Source organism: Streptomyces nogalater (genome assembly GCF_039532885.1).
Taxonomy (GTDB): Bacteria; Actinomycetota; Actinomycetes; order Streptomycetales; family Streptomycetaceae; genus Streptomyces; species Streptomyces nogalater.
Genome location: NZ_BAAASM010000071.1, coordinates 40,781 through 58,826 on the forward strand (window position 1 = coordinate 40,781; position 18,046 = coordinate 58,826).

The window sequence follows — 18,046 nt, forward strand, 5'->3', positions numbered from 1 at the left end:
GCGGCCATAACCGGCCGGACAGCCCGATCTTGCGGACTGTAGTGTCTACCGACGACGAGACGACCTACGAAGGACCTGAAGTGAATATCCGCTCCCTCACTAGAGGCGACGGCGTGGTGATCGGAGCAGCGGTGGTGCTGTTCATCGCGTCGTTCCTCGACAACTACTCGTACGACGGGCTGCCCGACAGCGTCGACCTGCCGAACCTCTGGGAGAGCGGACCGGTCCTGCTGGGCGTCGTACTGGCGGGCATCATCGGCGCGGCGCTCATCGTCGTGAGCCGCGGCCTGCCGCAGCCCCGCAAGATCGCGGGTCTGGAACTCGGCGTGTTCGGCGTGGCGTTCGCCGTCTTCGCCGCCTGGAGCGCACTGGGCAACGTCATCGACCCCATCGGCGGTCTGGACAACATCGGCGAGGGCTCCGACCGGTCCCCCGATGCCGGCACGGGCCTGATCCTGGCCCTGATCGCCACGCTGGTGATGGCCGCCGCCGCCATCGCCACCCCGCTCGTCCCCGCCCTCCAGGCCTCCCTGATCCCGGCGCCGAAGCCGCCGGCCCCGCAGCCCTACGGCGCCCAGCCGCCCGGTGGCTACGGCTACCCGGGCGCCCAGCCGCAGCAGCCGTACGGTGCCCAGCCGCAGCCGGGTCAGCCGTACGGACAGCAGCCGCAGCCGGCCGCGCAGGGCGCTCCGGCCGCGCAGCCGCCGGCCGCGGACTTCTCGCCGTTCTGGTTCGCCGTGCCGGTGACCCGTCCGCTGTTCGCGGAGGACGGTTCGGCGAACCAGATCGCCGAACTCGCGCCGGGCACCTGGTACCTGGCCGTCGAGCAGCGCGGTACCGCGCTGGTCGCGCAGACCCAGGACGGCCGCCGTGGCGTGCTCCAGGACACCACCGGCATCCAGCGCGGCTGAGCCGAAGTCCCCATGACGTGCCGGCCCCTCGCCCTCCGGGCGGGGGGCCGCTGTCGTGAGCCGGGGCGCGCGGGACCGGTGCGTGACGGACCTGCCGGTCCTGTCCCCGGGCCCGCACACCCCGCGGGTGCCGGCCGCACCCCGCGGGTGCCGGCCGAGCCGAACGGCTAGCTCTTCGTCAGCTCGGCGGCCGTCGGCACCTGTTCCTTGATCGGTGCGCCCGCGCTGCGGCCCGCGTCCTTGATCTGGCCGATGAGGTCGTCGAACGGGCCGGCCGCGCTCTCGTCGCCCTTGCGGAGCTTGCCCGACAGGCCCTTCAGGGCCTCGATGCCGGCGCCGAGCGGGGCGAGGGCCTTGGAGAGCGTCGGATCGCCCTGGGCGTTGCGCTGGGCGGCCTTGAGCCGGTTGTAGGCGAAGAGGCCGGCCGCGCCCGCCTTGACCAGGGCCAGCCTGCGGCCCTTGGCTCCCTTCTTGAACTTGCCCGCCTTCCAGGGCTTCACGATCCACTGGTAGGTCGCGCCGGCGGCGAGGCCCGCGTTCGCCACGAACCGGGTCTTGGCGAACTTCTGGCGTTCGGCGGACGTGGTGGGGCTGGGACTGTCGGCGGCGGGTACGGCCTTGGCCGCCGCCGCGGTGTCCTTCGTCCTGCTCTGTTCACCGCTTCCGCAGGCGGTGGCGCCGGCCACCAGGGCGCAGCACAGGGTGAGCGCCACGAAGAGGCGCCGTATCGGTACGGGCACGAGGTCCTCCCAACGTGTCCTCCCCGAGCGGTCTGGTTCCTCCGGCAGGTTCGCCCGGGGCGACCGGATGCGCCACTCGGGGGACGCCATCGGAGGACACCGTCGGAGGGCGGGGCCGGTCGCTCGGGGGGGGGCCGGTCGCCGTCCGGGTCGGGTCGGGGGCGTCTCCGGGGCCCGTCGGGGTCTTCTCCGGGGTTACAGGGCCCGCAGTCCGGCAATCCGGAAAGTATGTCCACTCGATATCGCAACGGTGCGAACCAGGCCGGACGGGTCGTCGCGATCGTCGCCGACGTCGCGGCGCTGATCCTCGGCCTGTGGATCCTGATGTACCTGCTGGAGGCGAACCGGGCCAACGACCTGGTCAGGTTCGTGCACGACGCGGCCTCCTGGCTGGCGGGGTGGTCGCACGACCTGTTCACCTTCGACGAGGCCTGGGCCCGCGTGGTCGCCGGCTACGGCCTGGCCGCCGTGGTCTATCTGTTCGCCGGCCACGCGATAGCCCGCCGAATACACCGGCACTGAGCCGTGTGCCCGGTGCCGGTGCCCGTGCCGGTCAGGCGCAGCAGTCCGGGTCCAGGCCGGCCGGCAGGTGCTCGCCGCCGAAGACCGCGCAGGTGGCCTCGTGGCCGCCCAGCGCGGCCACGGCCAGCAGCAGCGAGCCCGCCGTCCAGGTGGTCAGCTCACGAGGCCAGATCGCGTCGTCCTCGAAGACATAGCCCGTCCAGTAGAGGCCGGTCGCGGGGTCGCGCAGGTGCTGGATGGACTGGAGGATCTCCAGGGCCCGGTCGGACTCGCCGACCGCCCACAGGGCCAGCGCGAGTTCGCTGGACTCGCCGCCGGTCACCCAGGGGTTGGGGTCCACGCAGCGCACGCCGAGGCCGGGCACGACGAACCGGTCCCAGCCCTCCTCGATCCGGTCCTTGGCCTCCGCTCCGGTCAGGGCGCCGCCGAGGACCGGGTAGTACCAGTCCATCGAGTAGCGGCCCTTGTCCAGGAAGCGCTCGGGGTGCCGGCGGATCGCGTGCCGCAGCGCCCCGGCGGCCAGCTCCCAGTCGGGCTGCGGCTCCTCGCGCTGCTCGGCGATGGCGAGCGCGCAGCGCAGCGCGTGGTGGATGGAGGAGCTGCCGGTGAGCAGGGCGTCGGCGGTGGGCGTGCCGTCGTCCTCGCGGCGCCAGCCGATCTGTCCGCCGGGCTGCTGGAGCCGCAGCACCCACTCGACGGCCGCGTAGACGGTCGGCCACATCCGGTCCAGGAAGGTGTCGTCTCCCGTGGAGAGGTAGTGGTGCCAGACGCCGACGGCTATGTAGGCGACGAAGTTGGACTCGCGGGCGGTGTCGGTGACGTGGTCGTGGGCGCCGTCGGCGTAGGCGGCGTACCAGGAGCCGTCCTCGTTCTGGTGCCGGGCCAGCCAGGTGTAGGCGCGCTCGGCGGCCTCGTGTTCGCCGGCCGCGTCCAGGGCCATGGCGGCCTCGGTGTGGTCCCAGGGGTCGAGGTGGTGGCCGCGGAACCACGGGATGGCGCCGTCCTCCCGCTGTCCGGCGAGGATGCCGGCGACGGTCGCGGCGGCCTGCTCGGCGGTGAGGACCCCGGGCAGGACGAGGTGTTCTGTCCGGGGGGTGGTCACCTGGCGTCCGCCTCTGCGCCGAGCGAGGGGAGGTGCGGCTTGGTCGCGTAGACCACGAAGCTCTTGCCGATCAGCGGGTTGAGCGCCTGTTCGGCGAGCCGGGTGGCGAAGGGCTTCTTCATGATGTCCCAGACCAGCAGCTTGTGGTACGCGCGCACCGGCAGCGCCTTGTCGTTGTCGACGCCGAAGGCGCACTTCAGCCACCAGTAGGGGGCGTGCAGGGCGTGGGCGTGGTGGCTGCCGTAGGGCTTCAGGCCCGCCTCGCGGAGCTTGGCGGTCAGCTCGTCGGCCTTGTAGATGCGGATGTGGCCGCCCTCGACCTCGTGGTAGGCGTCGGACAGGGCCCAGCAGACCTTCTCGGGGCCGTAGCGCGGCACGGTGACGGCGATCCGGCCGCCGGGCTTGAGCACGCGGACCATCTCGGCGAGCACGCCCTTGTCGTCGGGGATGTGCTCCATCACCTCGGAGATGATGACGACGTCGAAGGACTCGTCGGGGAACGGCAGGGCGAGGGCGTCGCCCTCCATGGCGGTGGCGGTGGCGCCCTCGGGGGCCTCGCCGGCCTCCTTCATCGCCGCGAACCACTTGGCGACCTCGCGGATCTCCTCGCCGTTGCGGTCCACGGCCACGACCCGGGCGCCTCGCCGGTAGCACTCGAAGGCGTGCCGGCCGGCCCCGCAGCCGAGGTCCAGGACGCGGTCGCCCGGGGCGAGCGGGAACCGGGAGAAGTCGACGGTCAGCACGTGGCCCTGCTTTCGGAGGAGACGCTGGTGTCACTCGTCGAGGTCGCGGACGCGGCGCTGGGCGGGGCCGCGACGCTCGCCGGGGCCGCGGAGCGGCCGGGAACGGGGGCCGCGGTGGGGGTCCCCCCGCGCGGGCCGGTTCGAGCCTGGGGGCGGCCGGGGGCCGCGGGGCGGGCGGGGTGCCCCGTGCGGGCGGCGCGGGCGATGGCCTCGCGGTAGTGGGCCACGGTGCCCTCGGCGGCGCGGGCCCAGGTGAAGTTCGCCAGCACCCGTTCGCGGCCCGCCTCGCCGAGCCGGGCCCGCAGCCCGGGGTCGTCGAGGAGCCGGTTCAGCGCGGCGGCCAGCGCGTCCGCGTCGCCGGGCGGTACGGCCAGGCAGGTCTCGCCGTCGCGGCCGGCGACCTCGGGGATCGCCCCGCCGGTGGTGGCGACCAGCGGGGTGCCGGTGGCCATGGCCTCGGCGGCGGGCAGCGAGAAGCCCTCGTAGAGGGAGGGCACGCAGGCCACCTCGGCGGAGCGGATCAGGTCGACCAGTTCGGCGTCGGAGATGCCCTTGACGAAGTCGACGGCGCCGGCGAGGCCGTACCGCTCGATCGCCTGCGCGACCGGGCCCTCGGTGGGGCGTTTGCCGACGACGACGAGGTGGGCGGCGGGGTGTTCGGCGCGCACCTTGGCGAGCGCCTCCACGAGGAACACGAGCCCCTTGAGCGGCACGTCCGCGCTGGAGGTGGTGACGATGCGGCCCGGCACCTCGGCGACGGCGGGATCGGGCGCGAACAGGTCGGTGTCGGCGCCGATGTGGACGACGTGGACCCGGTCGCGGCGGACCCCGAGGTGGTCCACGATCTCCTGGCGGGAGCTGCCGGAGACGGTGAGGACGGAGGGCAGCCGGCGGGCGACGCGCTTCTGCATCCGGGTGAAGGCGTACCAGCGACGCACCGAGTAGCGGCGCTGCCAGGTCCGGGCCGCGTCCAGCTCCAGTTGCCGGTCCACGGTGATGGGGTGGTGGACCGTGGTGACCAGGGGGGCGCCGATGTCGCCCAGCAGGCCGTAGCCCAGGGTCTGGTTGTCGTGGACGACGTCGAACTCGCCGCGCCGGGCGCGCAGGTGGTGGCGGGCGCGCAGCGAGAAGGTCAGCGGCTCGGGGAAGCCGCCGGTCCACATGGTGGCGACTTCGAGGGCGTCGATCCAGTCGCGGTACTCGTCCCGCTTCGGGGTGCGGAAGGGGTCGGGCTGGCGGTACAGGTCGAGGCTGGGCAGCTCGGTGAGGGTGAGGTTCGGGTAGCCCTCGTCCAGCACGGGGTAGGGCTGGGAGCCGATGACCTCGACGCGGTGCCCGAGGCGGGCCAGTTCGCGTGAGAGGTGCCGTACGTAGACGCCCTGTCCCCCGCAGAACGGGTTCCCCTTGTAGGTGAGGAGGGCGATGTCGAGCGGTCGCCCGCCGTCGGCAGCGGGTTCCTGGTCGGCACCCGCTTCCCGGGCCTCAGCGGTCACTCCGTGCCCCCTTCTGCCTGCACTGTCCCGCGAGACTACGACGGGACGCTAATCTAGAACAAGTTTCAGACTTGATCGTTCAAGAGGCTCCGAATCTACCGGCAGGTAGGGGCGCTGCGAGCAGTGGATCGGGTGATTCGCGCCACGGCGCGCGGCCCTGCCGTGCCGGCCGGTCACGAGCCCTACAGACCCCCTCACCGACTGTCACGGAACGGGACCCATGCCTGCGGAAGCCAGCACCTCGCGCCCGGCCGCGCCACCCCTCACCGAGCGGCAGGAGGCCCGCCGCCGCAGGATCCTGCACGCCAGCGCGCGGCTCGCCGGCCGGGGTGGCTTCGACGCCGTGCAGATGCGCGAGGTGGCCGAGTCCTCGCAGGTGGCGCTGGGCACGCTGTACCGCTACTTCCCGTCCAAGGTGCATCTGCTGGTGGCCACCATGCAGGACCAGCTGGAGCACATGCACGGCACGCTGCGCAAGAGGCCCCCGGCGGGCGCCACGGCCGCCGAGCGGGTCGCGGAGACCCTGATGCGCGCCTTCCGCGCGCTCCAGCGGGAGCCGCACCTGGCCGACGCGATGGTCCGCGCGCTCACCTTCGCCGACCGCAGCGTCTCGCCGGAGGTCGACCAGGTCTCCCGGCAGACGACCGCGATCATCCTGGACGCGATGGGCTTGGCGGATCCCACCCCCGAGCAGCTGTCCGTGGTCCGGGTCATCGAGCACACGTGGCACTCGGCGCTGATCACCTGGCTGTCCGGCCGCGCCTCGATCGCCCAGGTGAGGGTCGACATCGAGACGGTGTGCCGGCTGATCGACCTGACGGATCCGGCCACCGCGCGTTCCTGACAGCTGCGGGGGCATGGAGCAGGGGGCAGGCACGAAAGGACCTACGAGACGGGTTCCCTTCGCCGGTATGGTCCGGATCAGGTAATGGGGGTCGTCGTCCGGCTTCGCTGCCTTCCGACCTCTCAGCCCTACCGTCGCTGTCGGCCCGGGCGGATGCTCTTCGCGTCTCGCCTGAGTCGGCTACTCCGGTCGGACTCCCTCACTCGCCCCGTAGGCTGATATCAGGATATACCGGATAACTCCTGACGGAACCGCCCAATTTCCACCATTTACCAACGGCCGCCACGGGGCGTGCGGGACGGCGGGCGGAGGTCAGGCCGGGGCGCTCAGGTCCCGTACGCCGAGGCCTTCCGCGGCCAGCGCCTGCCGGTGGAACCGCTCTATCGCCGCCTCGTGGTTGCGCAGCGCGTGCGAGACGTTCTCCAGTTCGCTGTCGGGGGCGCAGGGGAACGCGGTGAACTCGGCGTCGGGGTCCGGGCGTTCGGGGTCGTCGGGCGCGTGCAGCGCCGCCGCGGCGAACCGGAGGTCCACCGCCCCCGCGATGCCCCGCGCGACCGACTCCGGGTAGCCCGCCTCCGTCGCCGCGCTCCGTATCCGCTCCCGCCGGGACGCGCTCAGGTACGGGCCCAGCTTGAGGAGGCCGTCGTTGATGGTGGCCCGGCGCAGTTCCAGGCGCAGGGCGGCGCCGCTGACCCGGCCGGTGGCGGGCGCGGCGGGCGGGGTGATGGTGAGCATGGTCTGCCACAGCGGCTTCAGCCGCCGGTGGTCGCGGACCAGGCGCCGCCGCTCCGCCAGCACCGGACCGGCCTGCCCGACGATGAAGGCGACGGCCACCAGGGCCGCCTCGGCGATGCCGAACGGCGGTGCCGCGTAGGTCGACAGCCAGTCCCAGTTCCGGCCGCTCCACCGCCCGCCGATCGCCACGAGCTTGGCGAAGTCGAAGAAGAGCCCGAGGGCGTAGGCCTCCTGGAGGAAGATCACCGCGCGGCGCAGCCAGGTGTCGGCGACCTCCCGGTACCAGGCCCGCAGCAGCCCGGCGGCGACCAGCGCGGACGCCAGGTGGGCGACGACGTAGAGCAGGATGAACTCGCGCATCCACGGCGTGCCGGCGTAGTAGGTGTCGAGGTCGCGCAGCCGCTCCACGTCGCGGTCGGCCAGCAGGAACGTCACGCACAGCCCGGCGACGACGGCGGCGTACGCCATCCCGACCTGGCGGGTGCGCCGGCGGCGCGCGGCGGACGGCGGCTCCCGCCAGGTGATGATGAGCCACAGGCAGGCCCCGCAGTAGGCGGTGGCGAGGGAACACACCCACAGGGCAGCGAAGTTGGGGACGCCGGTGAGGACGTTGATGCGGTGCAGGTTGGCCGGCGGCAGCGAGACGAAGACGAGTGTGCCGAGGCCGAGCAGTACGGCGGTGGCGCGCAGGATCGGGTCCTGCCAGGCGCGCCGCAGCAGCGGCAGTTTGATCACGAAGGCGACGGCGAACAGGACGGCCGGGACGGCGTAGGAGATCCAGGAACCGGCGATGTCCCAGCGCATCAGGGGCCGCCTATGTTGCCCAGCGAGGAGGACAGCCGGTCGGTGAGGGTGTCCTGGGTCATCCGGCCGGCCGCGCCCGGTCCGACGACCTTGGAGAACTTCGCCGCGAGGCGCAGCCCCCACTCCTCGGCCTCCCACTCGGCCTCGGCGGCCTCGGCGGCGGGCGACCGGGTGGCCATGGCGACCACCCGGTCCCAGGGGATGTCGTCGTCGGCGCGGGACAGCAGCCGGCGGGCGGCGGCGGGCAGTCCGGGGGCGTAGTGCACGTCCAGGGTGCCGTGGTGGATGTGGCCGATCTCGTGCCCGGCGATGACGAACTTGTGCGGGTCGGGGGCGCGTTGCTCGACCACGACGATGTAGTCCTCCTCGCGGGCCAGGGTGATCCCGGAGATGTCCAGGCCCGGCGGGAAGGCGACGAACCGCAGCTTGACGGGGCGGTCCAGGTGGGGGCCGAGGGTGGCGCACAGCGCGTGCAGGAACGCCTCGGGGGTGGTCGGCGGGGTGAGGGTGCGGACCGTCTCGCGCACGAGCCGGTCGAGGAAGCGCTTCGGGGAGCGGAAGGGCCGCGGGTGCTTCGCCGACCGGGAAGTCCGCTGGGGCCTCGGGGTGTTGGCGGACTGTTCAGGCACGCCCGGTGTCCCCCGCCTTCTCCGAGGCGATGATCATCTCGGCCAGGTCGGCCAGGGTGGACAGCTGCCGGGCGTTCATCTGCGGGGCCCGGGCGGCCAGCCGGATCAGGCCGCACTCGCGCAGTCTGAGCAGCGGGTCGGCCTCGGCCTCCAGACTCTGCAGCACCGGTTGCAGCGCCTCGCACAGCGCCTCCGGTTCGTCGGCCGTGAAGAAGCCGGCGGGCAGGCCGAAGAAGCGGCGCAGCCGGTCGGCGTGTTCCAGGCTGGGCATGCCGCTTTTGCGCCATTCGCTCAGCCACTGCCTGCTGGTTCCGGCGATCCGGGCCAGTTCGTCCAGGGAGTACCGCTTGCCGTCGGGGCGGCGCCGGGTCTCCCGGATGAAGTCCAGTCGCTGGCGCACCCGGTGGGCGAGGCAGGCCTCGCCGGCCCGGCCGCCGGAGAGGAGGTCCACGACGACGCCCACGGGGATGCCGGTGCGGTAGGAGAGGCCGGCCACGTCGAGGGCCTCCGGCAGCCTGCCGGGCCTGCCGGTCAACTCGCCGAGCCGGTCCAGCACTTCGGCCAGCGCGGCGTAGGCGTCACTCACCGAGTCCCCCCTGGGCGTGTCTTTCCGTTCGCTGGCTGGCGCGAGGCTACTAGCTTGCCCCGTCGGCGGCCAGATCTGACAAGACTCCCTGCGCAATTACGCAGCTATCGTTGACAGTTCAGGGCGCGGTGGGTGAGGATCACTGCACGGAGAGCAAGATCCGACCCGCCTCGGGTGCCGCCTATGGGGGAGCGGCACCCGGGGCGCTCCTGATCGCCTTCCCCCCGAGGAAGGTCCAGGCCCATGGCCCAGCCCGTCGTGCTCCTCGGGGCCGGCCGGGGGGAGATCTGCGGCGAGTTCCCGCTGGCGCGCGTCGCCGCGGCCCGCCCGGTCCTCCTGGTCGACCCGTTCCCGCCCGCCTGGTGGGCCCGCCCTTATGTGACCGCCCGCCTGCCGGCGGACCCGGACGACGTGGAACGGACGGCCGGGGCGTTACGGGGCTACTCCCCCGGCGGCGTACTGGCCTGGTCCCCGGAGTGTGTGCCCGCGGCCGCGCGTCTCGCCGCCCGGCTCGGCTTACCGGGCCTGCCGTACGAGACGGCCGTGACGTGCGCCGATCCGGTGGCGTTGCGGGCGCTGCTGGAGCGGCACCGGGTGCCGACGGCGGACGGGGCGGACACCGAGGGGGAACCGGTGTCGGCCGAGACCGTCGTCCTGGACGACGAGGTACGCATCGTCGCGCTCACCCGTACGACGCCGGGCCCGCCGCCCGCGTGCCGCCCCCTGCGGCACAGTGTCCACGCCCACGACGGCCTGCTGCACAACCGCTTCCTGCGCCAGTGCGTGGAGCGGGCCGTGGAGGCCCTGCGCCTCACCCACACCGTCGCGCACATCACGCTACGGCTGACCGCCCGCGGCCCCCGCGTCCTGGGCGTGACCCCGTGCCCACCCGACGACCTGATCCCGCTGCTGGTGGAACGGGCCACCGGGGTCGACCTGGCCGGGGCCGCCGCGACACTGGCCACCGGGGGACTGCCCGACGTCACCCCCACCCGGCAGCGAGCCGCCGCCGTCCAGTTCGCCTACCCCACCGTGACCGGCCGCCTCACCCACCTCCACCTGGATCCCGCCGCCGCGCGCGAACCGTCCGCCGAACGCATGGTCCTCACCCGCCGCCCCGGCGACCCGGTCACCGCGGCCCCTCACGCCGCGGTCACCGACCGCCTGGCCCACTGGGTGGCCACGGCCGACACCCCGGCGCAGTGCGTGCGAGCCCTCCGCCACATGTCCCACCACCTCACCGCCACGGTCCACCCGGCCCCCCACACCCACGCGGCCTAGCGCCCGTCACCGGTTCGCCGCCGTCCCGGCCGCCCGGCTCGCGCTCAGCGGTAGTCGTCGGGGTGGCCCTGCATCCAGCTGTTGATCCGGTCGCGGACGCCGATCAGCTCGGTGCGGTGGGCCTCCAGGTTCTCCGTGGAGGTGTCGCCGCCGAGGGTGGCGCGGAGGTCCTTGATCCACGCGAGGGGCTCGGGGAAGTGGCCCGGTCCCTTGGGGTCCGCCTTCATCGCCGCGTCGAGGCCCATCAGTTCCTCGTGGACCCTGCCCAGGAAGTACGCGCAGTCTCCCGCCCCTGGTGTGCACGTGTCGTCGAGCGTGGCCTGGAGGCCGGCGAAGGCGTCGCGGACCCGTTCCGGCCCCGGGGACGCGGGAGGGGCCGGGGTGGTGGCGGGATCGGCGGCGGGGGGCTCCTGCGTCCCGGTGTCCGCAGGAGCCGTCGGAGCCGCCGGAGCCGGGGCGGCCGAGGAACGGGAGGTGTCCCGCGTCCCGGCGCCTCGCGGGGTGTCGTCCGCGTCGGTGGAACAGGACAGCAGACAGGCCGCGACCACTGTGGCGACGATCGCCGTCCGCCGGACACGCCGGTTCCGCATGAGGCCCCCCTCGTAGTGATCCGCCGACTTTATACGGCGTGTCGACCAACTCCCTTGCGGGGCCGGAGAGACACGGGTGCCGTGCGTCCGCCTTCAGGCGAGGGTGACCAGGATGCGGTACGCGCTCGGGGCGCCCAGGAGGGTCAGGGGCTGCTGTCCGGTCTCGTCGGGCAGGTAGACCGAGACCCCCTTGTCCGGGCCGTGCAGGATCTCGTACGTGTCCTCCTCGCCCGCGACCGGGGCGAAACGGAAGTGCGACTCCCTGGGCGTGATGGGCGGCAGCAGGGCGACCTGCACGGGGGACATGCCCTCCAGCGCGTTCCAGGCAAGGGACGGGTCCTCGAAGCTGTGGATCCTGAAGGTGTCCGGCTCGGGTACGGGCTCCAGCAGCCAGCGGCCGGGTTTCCCGCCCACCGTCACCTTGCCGCCCTCGAAGCCGATCGCCAGGTTGTCGAGCTTGGTGTGCAGGTGGAAGGGGGTCCGGCGCAGGTCGAACAGGTCCATGGTTCCTCCGTGCTCTCCGCCCTCGCACGGTCATGAAGAGGGGTCCGCAAAGAGCACTGCGCCGGTCCGGGCCCGCCCAATCGCCCGCTCTCGGACATCCTCGCGGCCCGGCCCCCGCCCCCGCCAGTCCCGTTCTCGATCACACACCACCCGGAAACGATCGCCACAAGGCCGATACGGCGGCAAACCGGAGAAACGGTGACACACAACGACACTGCGGACATGCCGCCCCCCTCCCGCGCGGCGTTTCCCGGTGGCCTGTTTTCCGCGCGTACGCTCCCGCCCGCCGCCGGCCGGCACCTGCCCACGGCCACCGCCGGGCCCGCGCGGAGCGGCCGGTAAAGTGGCGGGGTCGTCACACCCGTACGGGGGAAAGCCGGTGCAATTCCGGCGGTGTCTTCGCCGCGTCACCGGCCCCGCCGGAGCGGGCGGGAGCGCCCCCGCCGGGTCGCTGACGGCTCGCGTGCGCCGGTGGTCCGCCGCGCACGGCACCGTCGAGGTTGACGGAGCCGAGCCGCCCGGGATGTCACCCGCGTGCTGCCCGGCTCCCCGCAGGAGAGGCAGTCGCCGACCATGAACGTCCGCCGCAGTGCCGCGGCTCTCGCCGCCGTAGGCGTGCTGGCCGCCGCCGCGCCCGCCACGGCCGCCGACCCGTCCCCGTCCGCCGAGGCCACGGTCCCCTCCGGGCTGTACGGCAAGGGTGACCCGACGTACGACGGCGTGTGGCGGCAGTCGCTGACGCTGGTCGCGCAGCGGACGCTCGGCTACAAGCCCGCCCCCGCCGCCGTGGACTGGCTGACCGGCCAGCAGTGCGCGAACGGCTCCTTCGCCGCCTTCCGGGCCGCCCCCGACAAGCCCTGCGACGACAAGCTCAAGCCGGACACCAACAGCACGGCCGCCGCCGTCCAGGCGCTCGCCGCGACCGGCGGGCACGGCGGCGTGGTGGAGAAGGCCGTGAACTGGCTGAAGTCCGTCCAGAACAAGGACGGCGGCTGGAGCTACTACCCGGGCGACCCCAGCGACACCAACTCCACCTCCGTGGTCATCGGCGCCCTCGCCGCCGCCGGCACCGACCCGGCGTCCGTGCGCACGTCCGGCAAGTCCGCCTACGACGCCCTGCCCGCCTGGTCCATCCCCTGCGACCAGGACGGCGGCGGCGCCCTCGCCTTCCAGCCGGACAAGAAGAGCGAGCTGCTGCCCAACGCCGACGCCACCGCGGCCGGTCTGCTCGGCGCGCTCGGCAAGGGCTTCGTGGCCCGCGCCGGCCAGGCCCCCGCCGAGGACACCTGCGTCAAGGCCACCTCCCGCACCCAGGTCGCCGACAACGCCGGCGCCTACCTCGCGGCGGCCGTCGCCAAGACCGGCCACCTCCAGTCCACCCTGCCCGGTGCCAAGGCCCAGCCCGACTTCGGCAACACCGCGGACGCCGTCGTCGCGCTCGCCGCGGACGGCCGTACCGAACCGGCCCGCAAGGCCTACGCCTGGCTGGAGAAGAACGCCAGCCCGTGGGCGGAGCAGAGCGGCCCCGCCGCCTACGCCCAGCTGATCCTGGCCGCCCACGCCCTCGGCGAGCAGCCGGGCGACTTCAACGGCACCAGTCTGGTCCGCGCCCTCAACGCGCAGGGCCCGGCGCCGCGGATGGACACCTCCGGTCAGCAGCCGGAGGAGGAGAAGGAGAAGAAGGAGTCCAGGAACTGGGGCTGGTGGGTCTTCGGCGTCTGCCTCGTCGCGAGCATCGGTGTCGGGTTCCTGATCAGCGGCCGGAAGAAGCAGCAGCCGTGACCGCCGTCCGCCGTGCCGCGCCGGTGCTCGTCGCCGCGCTGCTGCTCCTCGCCTGCGCCGGGCGGGCCGGCGCGACCGGCTACCGCTACTGGTCCTTCTGGGAGCGCACCGGCGACCACTGGACGTACGCGACACAGGGCCCGGCCTCCGTCCGGCCCGACGACGGTACGGTGCAGGGTTTCCGGTTCGCCGTGAGCGCAGACTCCGCGGACGCGAGCCGGCCGCGCGGTACGGCGGACTTCGACACGATCTGCGCGGACACACCGGCGAAGTCCGGGACCAAGCGGGTGGCCCTCGTCATCGACTTCGGCGCGCCCGCGGACGCGCCGTCCGGCGAGACCCCGCCGGAGCGCCGGGCCGTGTGCGCGCGGGTGCCGTCCGACGCGTCCGGCGCGGACGCCCTCGCCGCGGTGGCGGGGCCGCTGCGCTACGACACCAACGCCCTGCTGTGCGCCATCGCGGGCTACCCGCGCAAGGGGTGCGGCGAGCAGGTCTCCACGGACCGCGAGCCCACCGCCGCCGCGCCCGAGTCCGGCTCCTCCGGCTCCGCCGAGTCCTCGGGCTCCGGCTCCGGCCCGTCCCTCGGCCTGCCGATCGGCGCGGGGGTGGTGGCCCTGCTGGCGGGCGCGGCGATATGGCAGTCCCGACGGCGGCGCAATGCGTCCGGGTGACCCCGGCCCGTCCCGCGACCGCGGCAACGCCGTGGCCGGTCGCGCGGTACCCCGCGCCCTCAGAAAGTCGCAGCCCCGTCCGTCGAAGACCACCCCCGCCCGGTCCCGCGCCACCCTTCACCCCGGTGCCTGGTGGCTGTGGGCGATATCCCTCGGTGTCGCCGCCACCCGGACCACCAACCCCCTCCTCCTCGCCCTCCTCCTCGCGGCCTCCGGCTATGTCGTGGCGACGCACCGCTCCCCCGCCCCCTGGGCCCGCTCCTACACCGCGTTCGTCCGCCTCGCCCTCGCCGTCGTCGTCATCCGCGTCCTGTTCGCGGTGGCGCTCGGCTCCCCCATCCCCGGTACGCACACCCTCCTCACCCTCCCCGAAGTCCCCCTCCCGCACTGGGCGCAGGGCATCCGCCTCGGCGGCCGGGTGACCGCCGAGGCCGTGCTCTTCGCCGCCTACGACGGCCTGAAACTCGCCACCCTCCTCGTCTGCGTCGGCGCCGCGAACGCCCTCGCCAGCCCCACCCGCCTGCTCAAGTCCCTGCCCGGCGCCCTGTACGAGACGGGCGTGGCCGTGGTCGTCGCCCTCACCTTCGCCCCCCACCTGATCGCCGACGTCCGCCGCCTGCGCGCCGCCCGCCGCCTGCGCGGCCGTCCCGACCGGGGCCTGCGCGGCCTGCTCCAGGTCGGACTGCCGGTCCTGGAGGGCGCGCTGGAACGCTCGGTCGCGCTCGCCGCCGCGATGGAGGCCCGCGGCTACGGCCGTACCGCCGAGGTCCCCGCCCCCGTCCGCCGTACCACCGCCGCCCTCACCCTCGGCGGCCTGCTCGGCGTCTGCGCGGGCACGTACGGACTGCTGACCGCCGAAGGCGGCACCTACGGGCTTCCCGTCCTCCTCGCCGGTGTCGTCGCCGCGCTCGCCGGGCTGCGGCTGGGCGGCCGGCGCACCCCGCGCACCCGGTACCGTCCCGACCCCTGGGGGGCGCACGCCTGGCTGGTCACCGGTTCCGGCGCCGCCGTGGCCGCGCTGCTGACGCTGGCCTCGGTCCGCGATCCCGAGGCCCTGCACCCCGGTGTCGTCCCCCTGGTCGCCCCCACCCTTCCGCTGTGGCCCGCCGCGGCCGTCCTGCTCGCCCTGCTGCCCGCCTTCGTCGTCCCCAGGGAGCCGTCGTGATCCGCTTCGAGGATGTCAGCGTCACGTACGAGGGCGCCGCCGGACCCACCGTGGCAGGCGTCGACTTCGAGGTGCCCGAGGGCGAACTGGTCCTGCTCGCCGGTCCCTCCGGGGTCGGCAAGTCCACCGTGCTGGGCGCGGTCAGCGGACTGGTCCCGCACTTCACCGGCGGCACCCTGCGCGGGCGCGTGACGGTGGCCGGCCGGGACACCCGTACCCATCAGCCGCGCGAACTGGCCGACGTGGTCGGCACGGTGGGCCAGGATCCGCTCGCGCACTTCGTGACGGACACCGTGGAGGACGAACTCGCCTACGGCATGGAGTCCCTGGGGCTCGCCCCGGAGGTGATGCGGCGCCGGGTGGAGGAGACCCTGGACCTGCTGGGCCTGGCCGGTCTGCGCCACCGTCCCATCGCCACCCTCTCCGGCGGGCAGCGGCAGCGGGTCGCCATCGGCTCGGTCCTCACCCCGCACCCCCGGGTACTGGTCCTGGACGAGCCGACCTCCGCGCTCGACCCGGCGGCGGCAGAGGAGGTGCTGGCCGTCCTCCAGCGCCTGGTGCACGACCTCGGCACGACGGTCCTCATGGCCGAGCACCGCCTGGAGCGGGTGATCCAGTACGCCGACCGCATGGTCCTCCTGCCGTCCCCGGGCGCCGCCCCCGTCACGGGGCCCCCCTCCGAGGTCATGGCGGTCTCCCCGGTCCACCCCCCGGTGATCGCCCTGGGCCGCCTGGCCGGCTGGACCCCCCTCCCCCTGACGATCAGGGACGCCCGCCGCCGGGCCGCTCCCCTACGGGCCCGCCTGGCCGACGCTCGGCCCCACGTAGCCGCGACCCCGCCCCCGGCCCGCACCGGCACCGGGCTCCGCTCCCTGTTCCGCCGCCCGTCCCCCCGGCAACCGCAACCGCAACCGCGGTCCCACCTCGCCCGAATCCACTCCCTCTCCCTCCGCCGGGACACCACCCAGGCCCTGCGCCACATAGACCTGACCATCTCCCAGGGCGAGACCATCGCCCTCATGGGCCGCAACGGCGCCGGCAAGTCCACCCTGCTGAACACCCTCGTCGGCCTGCTCGCGCCCACCACCGGCACGGTCACCGTCGGCGGTCTCACCCCCCACCGCACCCGGCCCCCCGCCCTGATCCGCCAGGTGGGTCTGGTCCCCCAGGACCCCCGGGACCTCCTGTACGCCGACACGGTCGCGGCGGAGTGCGCCGCCGCCGACAAGGACGCGGGCGCCACCCCCGGCACCTGCCGCGCCCTCGTCGCCGAGCTGCTTGCGGACATCACCGACGACACCCACCCCCGTGACCTCTCCGAGGGCCAGCGCCTGGCGCTCGCGCTGGCCGTGGTGCTCACCGCCCGCCCGCCCCTGCTCCTGCTGGACGAGCCGACCCGCGGCCTGGACTACGCGGCCAAGGCCCGCCTGGTCCGCGTACTGCGCTCACTCGCCGCCGAGGGACACGCGATCGTGCTGGCGACCCACGACGTGGAACTGGCCGCCGAGCTGGCGCACCGCGTGGTGCTGCTGGCCGAGGGCGAGGTGATCGCCGACGGCCCGATGGCCGAGATCGTCGTCTCCTCCCCTTCCTTCGCCCCGCAGGTGACGAAGATCCTGGCCCCCCAGCGCTGGCTGACCGTCTCCGAGGTCCGCGAGGCCCTGGCATGAGCCGTACCCGCCCGCACGCCGTCCGCCTGGGGCCCCGCTCCCTCGCCGCCCTCGCCCTCACCGGCGCCGTCGGCCTGGTCGCCTTCTGCTGGCCCTTCCTCGCCCCGCCCCGCTCGCAGCTGAGCGCCCACGCCCAGGACGCCCCCTGGCTCTTCGCGGGCCTGCTGCTCCTGCTGGTCGCGGTGGTCGCGGCGACGATCTCGGAGTCCGACCTGGGTCCGAAGGCCGTGGCGATGCTGGGCGTCCTGGCGGCGACGGGCGCGGCGCTGCGGCCGATCGGCGCCGGTACGGCGGGCCTGGAGCCGATGTTCTTCCTGATGGTGCTGAGCGGCCGGGTGCTCGGCCCGGGTTTCGGCTTCACCCTGGGCTCGGTGACGATGTTCGCGTCCGCGCTGCTCACGGGCGGGGTCGGGCCGTGGCTGCCGTTCCAGATGCTGGCGATGGGCTGGTTCACCATGGGCGCCGGTCTGCTCCCGGGCCCGGTGCGGCTGCGCGGCCGGGCGGAGCTGCTGCTGCTCGCGGTCTACGGCTTCCTGGCCGCGTTCGCCTACGGCACGGTGATGAACCTGGCCGGCTGGCCCTTCATGGGCGGCGGGGCCTCGGGCATCTCCTTCGTCGCCGGGGACCCGGTCGCCGCCAACCTGGCCCGTTTCCTCGCGTACTGCACGGCCACGTCCCTCGGCTGGGACCTGGGCCGGGCCCTGTGCACGGTCGTCCTCACCCTGGCGCTCGGTCCGGCGGTGCTGCGGGCGCTGCGCCGCGCCACCCGCCGGGCCGCCTTCGAGACCGCGGTCACATTCGAGGGCCCCGGACGGTGACCCTCCGCAGGAATCCAGGCCCGAGGCGTGAGCGAGTCGGTGAAGGACCCCACATGACGCACGTCACCTACGACCCGACCCCGTAGACCCTTTTGCCCGATTCCCCCCTTCCCGCACCCCGCCTGACCTGCGGATTGAGACCCACGCCACATACTTCGCATCCCTCACGAATCCGGCCACCACTAGTAAAGGGGGTCATTGCGGGCACCTTTCGGGCCTGCTTATCTGGATGACGTCGCCAGGCGCCACGAGCCCCGCAGCGGGCCGCGGCGCCGACGCATGCCGGCCACCTCCCGTGGCCCACCCCATGCGGGCGATCCCCCACCCCCGAACGCAAGAGGTACTTCGTGACCGTCTCCATCATCCGCCGCATCGCTTCCCCGAAGAAGGTCCTCACCACCGCCGCCGTGGCCGCCGCCACCGCCGGCATGGCACTCACCGCCGCTCCGGCTCACG

18 protein-coding genes and 1 pseudogene are annotated in these 18,046 nt (G+C 74.0%); 10 read left to right on the forward strand and 9 right to left on the reverse strand.

Annotated features, from left to right (window positions below):
* Positions 1-80: 80 nt before the first annotated feature.
* On the forward strand, positions 81-911 hold the full coding sequence (locus tag ABD350_RS35345; protein WP_344353193.1) for a DUF5336 domain-containing protein: 831 nt from the start codon (positions 81-83) through the stop codon (positions 909-911).
* Between the two features lie 167 nt (positions 912-1,078).
* Here ABD350_RS35345 and ABD350_RS35350 read toward each other — a convergent pair whose 3' ends face one another.
* Positions 1,079-1,651, reverse strand: coding sequence for a hypothetical protein (locus ABD350_RS35350; RefSeq protein WP_344353194.1), 573 nt, complete (start codon positions 1,649-1,651; stop codon positions 1,079-1,081).
* Positions 1,652-1,879: 228 nt separating this feature from the next.
* On the opposite strand from ABD350_RS35350, the gene ABD350_RS35355 reads away from it, so the two are divergent.
* Positions 1,880-2,173 (forward strand): hypothetical protein, encoded by a 294-nt coding sequence (locus ABD350_RS35355; RefSeq protein WP_344353195.1) that lies wholly within the window; start codon positions 1,880-1,882, stop codon positions 2,171-2,173.
* A gap of 31 nt (positions 2,174-2,204) precedes the next feature.
* Here the strand turns inward: ABD350_RS35355 and ABD350_RS35360 are convergent, their stop codons facing one another.
* The 3 genes from ABD350_RS35360 to ABD350_RS35370 are packed head-to-tail and all read right to left on the reverse strand — an operon-like array spanning position 2,205 to position 5,511.
* Positions 2,205-3,275, reverse strand: coding sequence for a prenyltransferase/squalene oxidase repeat-containing protein (locus ABD350_RS35360; protein WP_344353196.1), 1,071 nt, complete (start codon positions 3,273-3,275; stop codon positions 2,205-2,207).
* Positions 3,272-4,018 carry a class I SAM-dependent methyltransferase gene (locus ABD350_RS35365; protein WP_344353197.1) on the reverse strand — a complete coding sequence of 249 codons (747 nt, stop codon included), beginning with the start codon at positions 4,016-4,018 and terminating at the stop codon, positions 3,272-3,274. Before ABD350_RS35365 ends, ABD350_RS35360 begins: the two co-directional genes overlap by 4 nt.
* Complete coding sequence (locus tag ABD350_RS35370) at positions 4,012-5,511, reverse strand: glycosyltransferase family 4 protein (protein ID WP_344353198.1); 1,500 nt, start codon at positions 5,509-5,511, stop codon at positions 4,012-4,014. Before ABD350_RS35370 ends, ABD350_RS35365 begins: the two co-directional genes overlap by 7 nt.
* A gap of 220 nt (positions 5,512-5,731) precedes the next feature.
* Between ABD350_RS35370 and ABD350_RS35375 the strand changes: the two genes are divergently transcribed.
* Positions 5,732-6,355 (forward strand): TetR family transcriptional regulator, encoded by a 624-nt coding sequence (locus ABD350_RS35375; RefSeq protein ID WP_344353199.1) that lies wholly within the window; start codon positions 5,732-5,734, stop codon positions 6,353-6,355.
* Positions 6,356-6,667: 312 nt separating this feature from the next.
* Here the strand turns inward: ABD350_RS35375 and ABD350_RS35380 are convergent, their stop codons facing one another.
* The 3 genes from ABD350_RS35380 to ABD350_RS35390 are packed head-to-tail and all read right to left on the reverse strand — an operon-like array spanning position 6,668 to position 9,109.
* On the reverse strand, positions 6,668-7,894 hold the full coding sequence (locus tag ABD350_RS35380) for an MAB_1171c family putative transporter (protein WP_344353200.1): 1,227 nt from the start codon (positions 7,892-7,894) through the stop codon (positions 6,668-6,670).
* Positions 7,894-8,523 carry a hypothetical protein gene (locus ABD350_RS35385; protein ID WP_344353201.1) on the reverse strand — a complete coding sequence of 210 codons (630 nt, stop codon included), beginning with the start codon at positions 8,521-8,523 and terminating at the stop codon, positions 7,894-7,896. The genes ABD350_RS35380 and ABD350_RS35385 overlap by 1 nt, the downstream gene beginning before the upstream one ends.
* Positions 8,516-9,109: a helix-turn-helix transcriptional regulator gene (locus tag ABD350_RS35390; RefSeq protein WP_344353202.1), complete on the reverse strand. Its 594-nt coding sequence runs from the start codon at positions 9,107-9,109 to the stop codon at positions 8,516-8,518. Before ABD350_RS35390 ends, ABD350_RS35385 begins: the two co-directional genes overlap by 8 nt.
* A 243-nt stretch (positions 9,110-9,352) precedes the next feature.
* Between ABD350_RS35390 and ABD350_RS35395 the strand changes: the two genes are divergently transcribed.
* Positions 9,353-10,390 carry an ATP-grasp domain-containing protein gene (locus tag ABD350_RS35395; RefSeq protein ID WP_344353203.1) on the forward strand — a complete coding sequence of 346 codons (1,038 nt, stop codon included), beginning with the start codon at positions 9,353-9,355 and terminating at the stop codon, positions 10,388-10,390.
* A gap of 44 nt (positions 10,391-10,434) precedes the next feature.
* On the opposite strand, the gene ABD350_RS35400 is transcribed toward ABD350_RS35395, so the two are convergent.
* Positions 10,435-10,980 (reverse strand): hypothetical protein, encoded by a 546-nt coding sequence (locus ABD350_RS35400; RefSeq protein WP_344353204.1) that lies wholly within the window; start codon positions 10,978-10,980, stop codon positions 10,435-10,437.
* 93 nt (positions 10,981-11,073) lie between these two features.
* Positions 11,074-11,484 carry a hypothetical protein gene (locus ABD350_RS35405; protein WP_344353205.1) on the reverse strand — a complete coding sequence of 137 codons (411 nt, stop codon included), beginning with the start codon at positions 11,482-11,484 and terminating at the stop codon, positions 11,074-11,076.
* A gap of 573 nt (positions 11,485-12,057) precedes the next feature.
* Here ABD350_RS35405 and ABD350_RS35410 point away from each other — a divergent pair.
* The 6 genes and pseudogenes from ABD350_RS35410 to ABD350_RS35435 form a co-directional block, all read left to right on the forward strand.
* Complete coding sequence (locus tag ABD350_RS35410) at positions 12,058-13,266, forward strand: SCO2321 family membrane protein (protein ID WP_344353206.1); 1,209 nt, start codon at positions 12,058-12,060, stop codon at positions 13,264-13,266.
* A complete protein-coding gene (locus ABD350_RS35415) occupies positions 13,263-13,937 on the forward strand; it encodes an SCO2322 family protein (protein WP_344353207.1) in 675 nt (224 codons plus the stop codon). Before ABD350_RS35410 ends, ABD350_RS35415 begins: the two co-directional genes overlap by 4 nt.
* Positions 13,924-15,102 carry an energy-coupling factor transporter transmembrane component T gene (locus tag ABD350_RS35420; protein WP_344353208.1) on the forward strand — a complete coding sequence of 393 codons (1,179 nt, stop codon included), beginning with the start codon at positions 13,924-13,926 and terminating at the stop codon, positions 15,100-15,102. The genes ABD350_RS35415 and ABD350_RS35420 overlap by 14 nt, the downstream gene beginning before the upstream one ends.
* Positions 15,099-16,772 carry an ABC transporter ATP-binding protein gene (locus ABD350_RS35425; protein WP_344353209.1) on the forward strand — a complete coding sequence of 558 codons (1,674 nt, stop codon included), beginning with the start codon at positions 15,099-15,101 and terminating at the stop codon, positions 16,770-16,772. Before ABD350_RS35420 ends, ABD350_RS35425 begins: the two co-directional genes overlap by 4 nt.
* The gene (locus ABD350_RS35430) at positions 16,769-17,590 is read left to right on the forward strand and encodes an ECF transporter S component (RefSeq protein WP_344353210.1); all 822 of its coding nucleotides are present in this window, start codon (positions 16,769-16,771) and stop codon (positions 17,588-17,590) included. The genes ABD350_RS35425 and ABD350_RS35430 overlap by 4 nt, the downstream gene beginning before the upstream one ends.
* A 347-nt stretch (positions 17,591-17,937) precedes the next feature.
* A pseudogene (locus tag ABD350_RS35435) lies at positions 17,938-18,046 on the forward strand (lytic transglycosylase domain-containing protein); the annotation flags it as partial.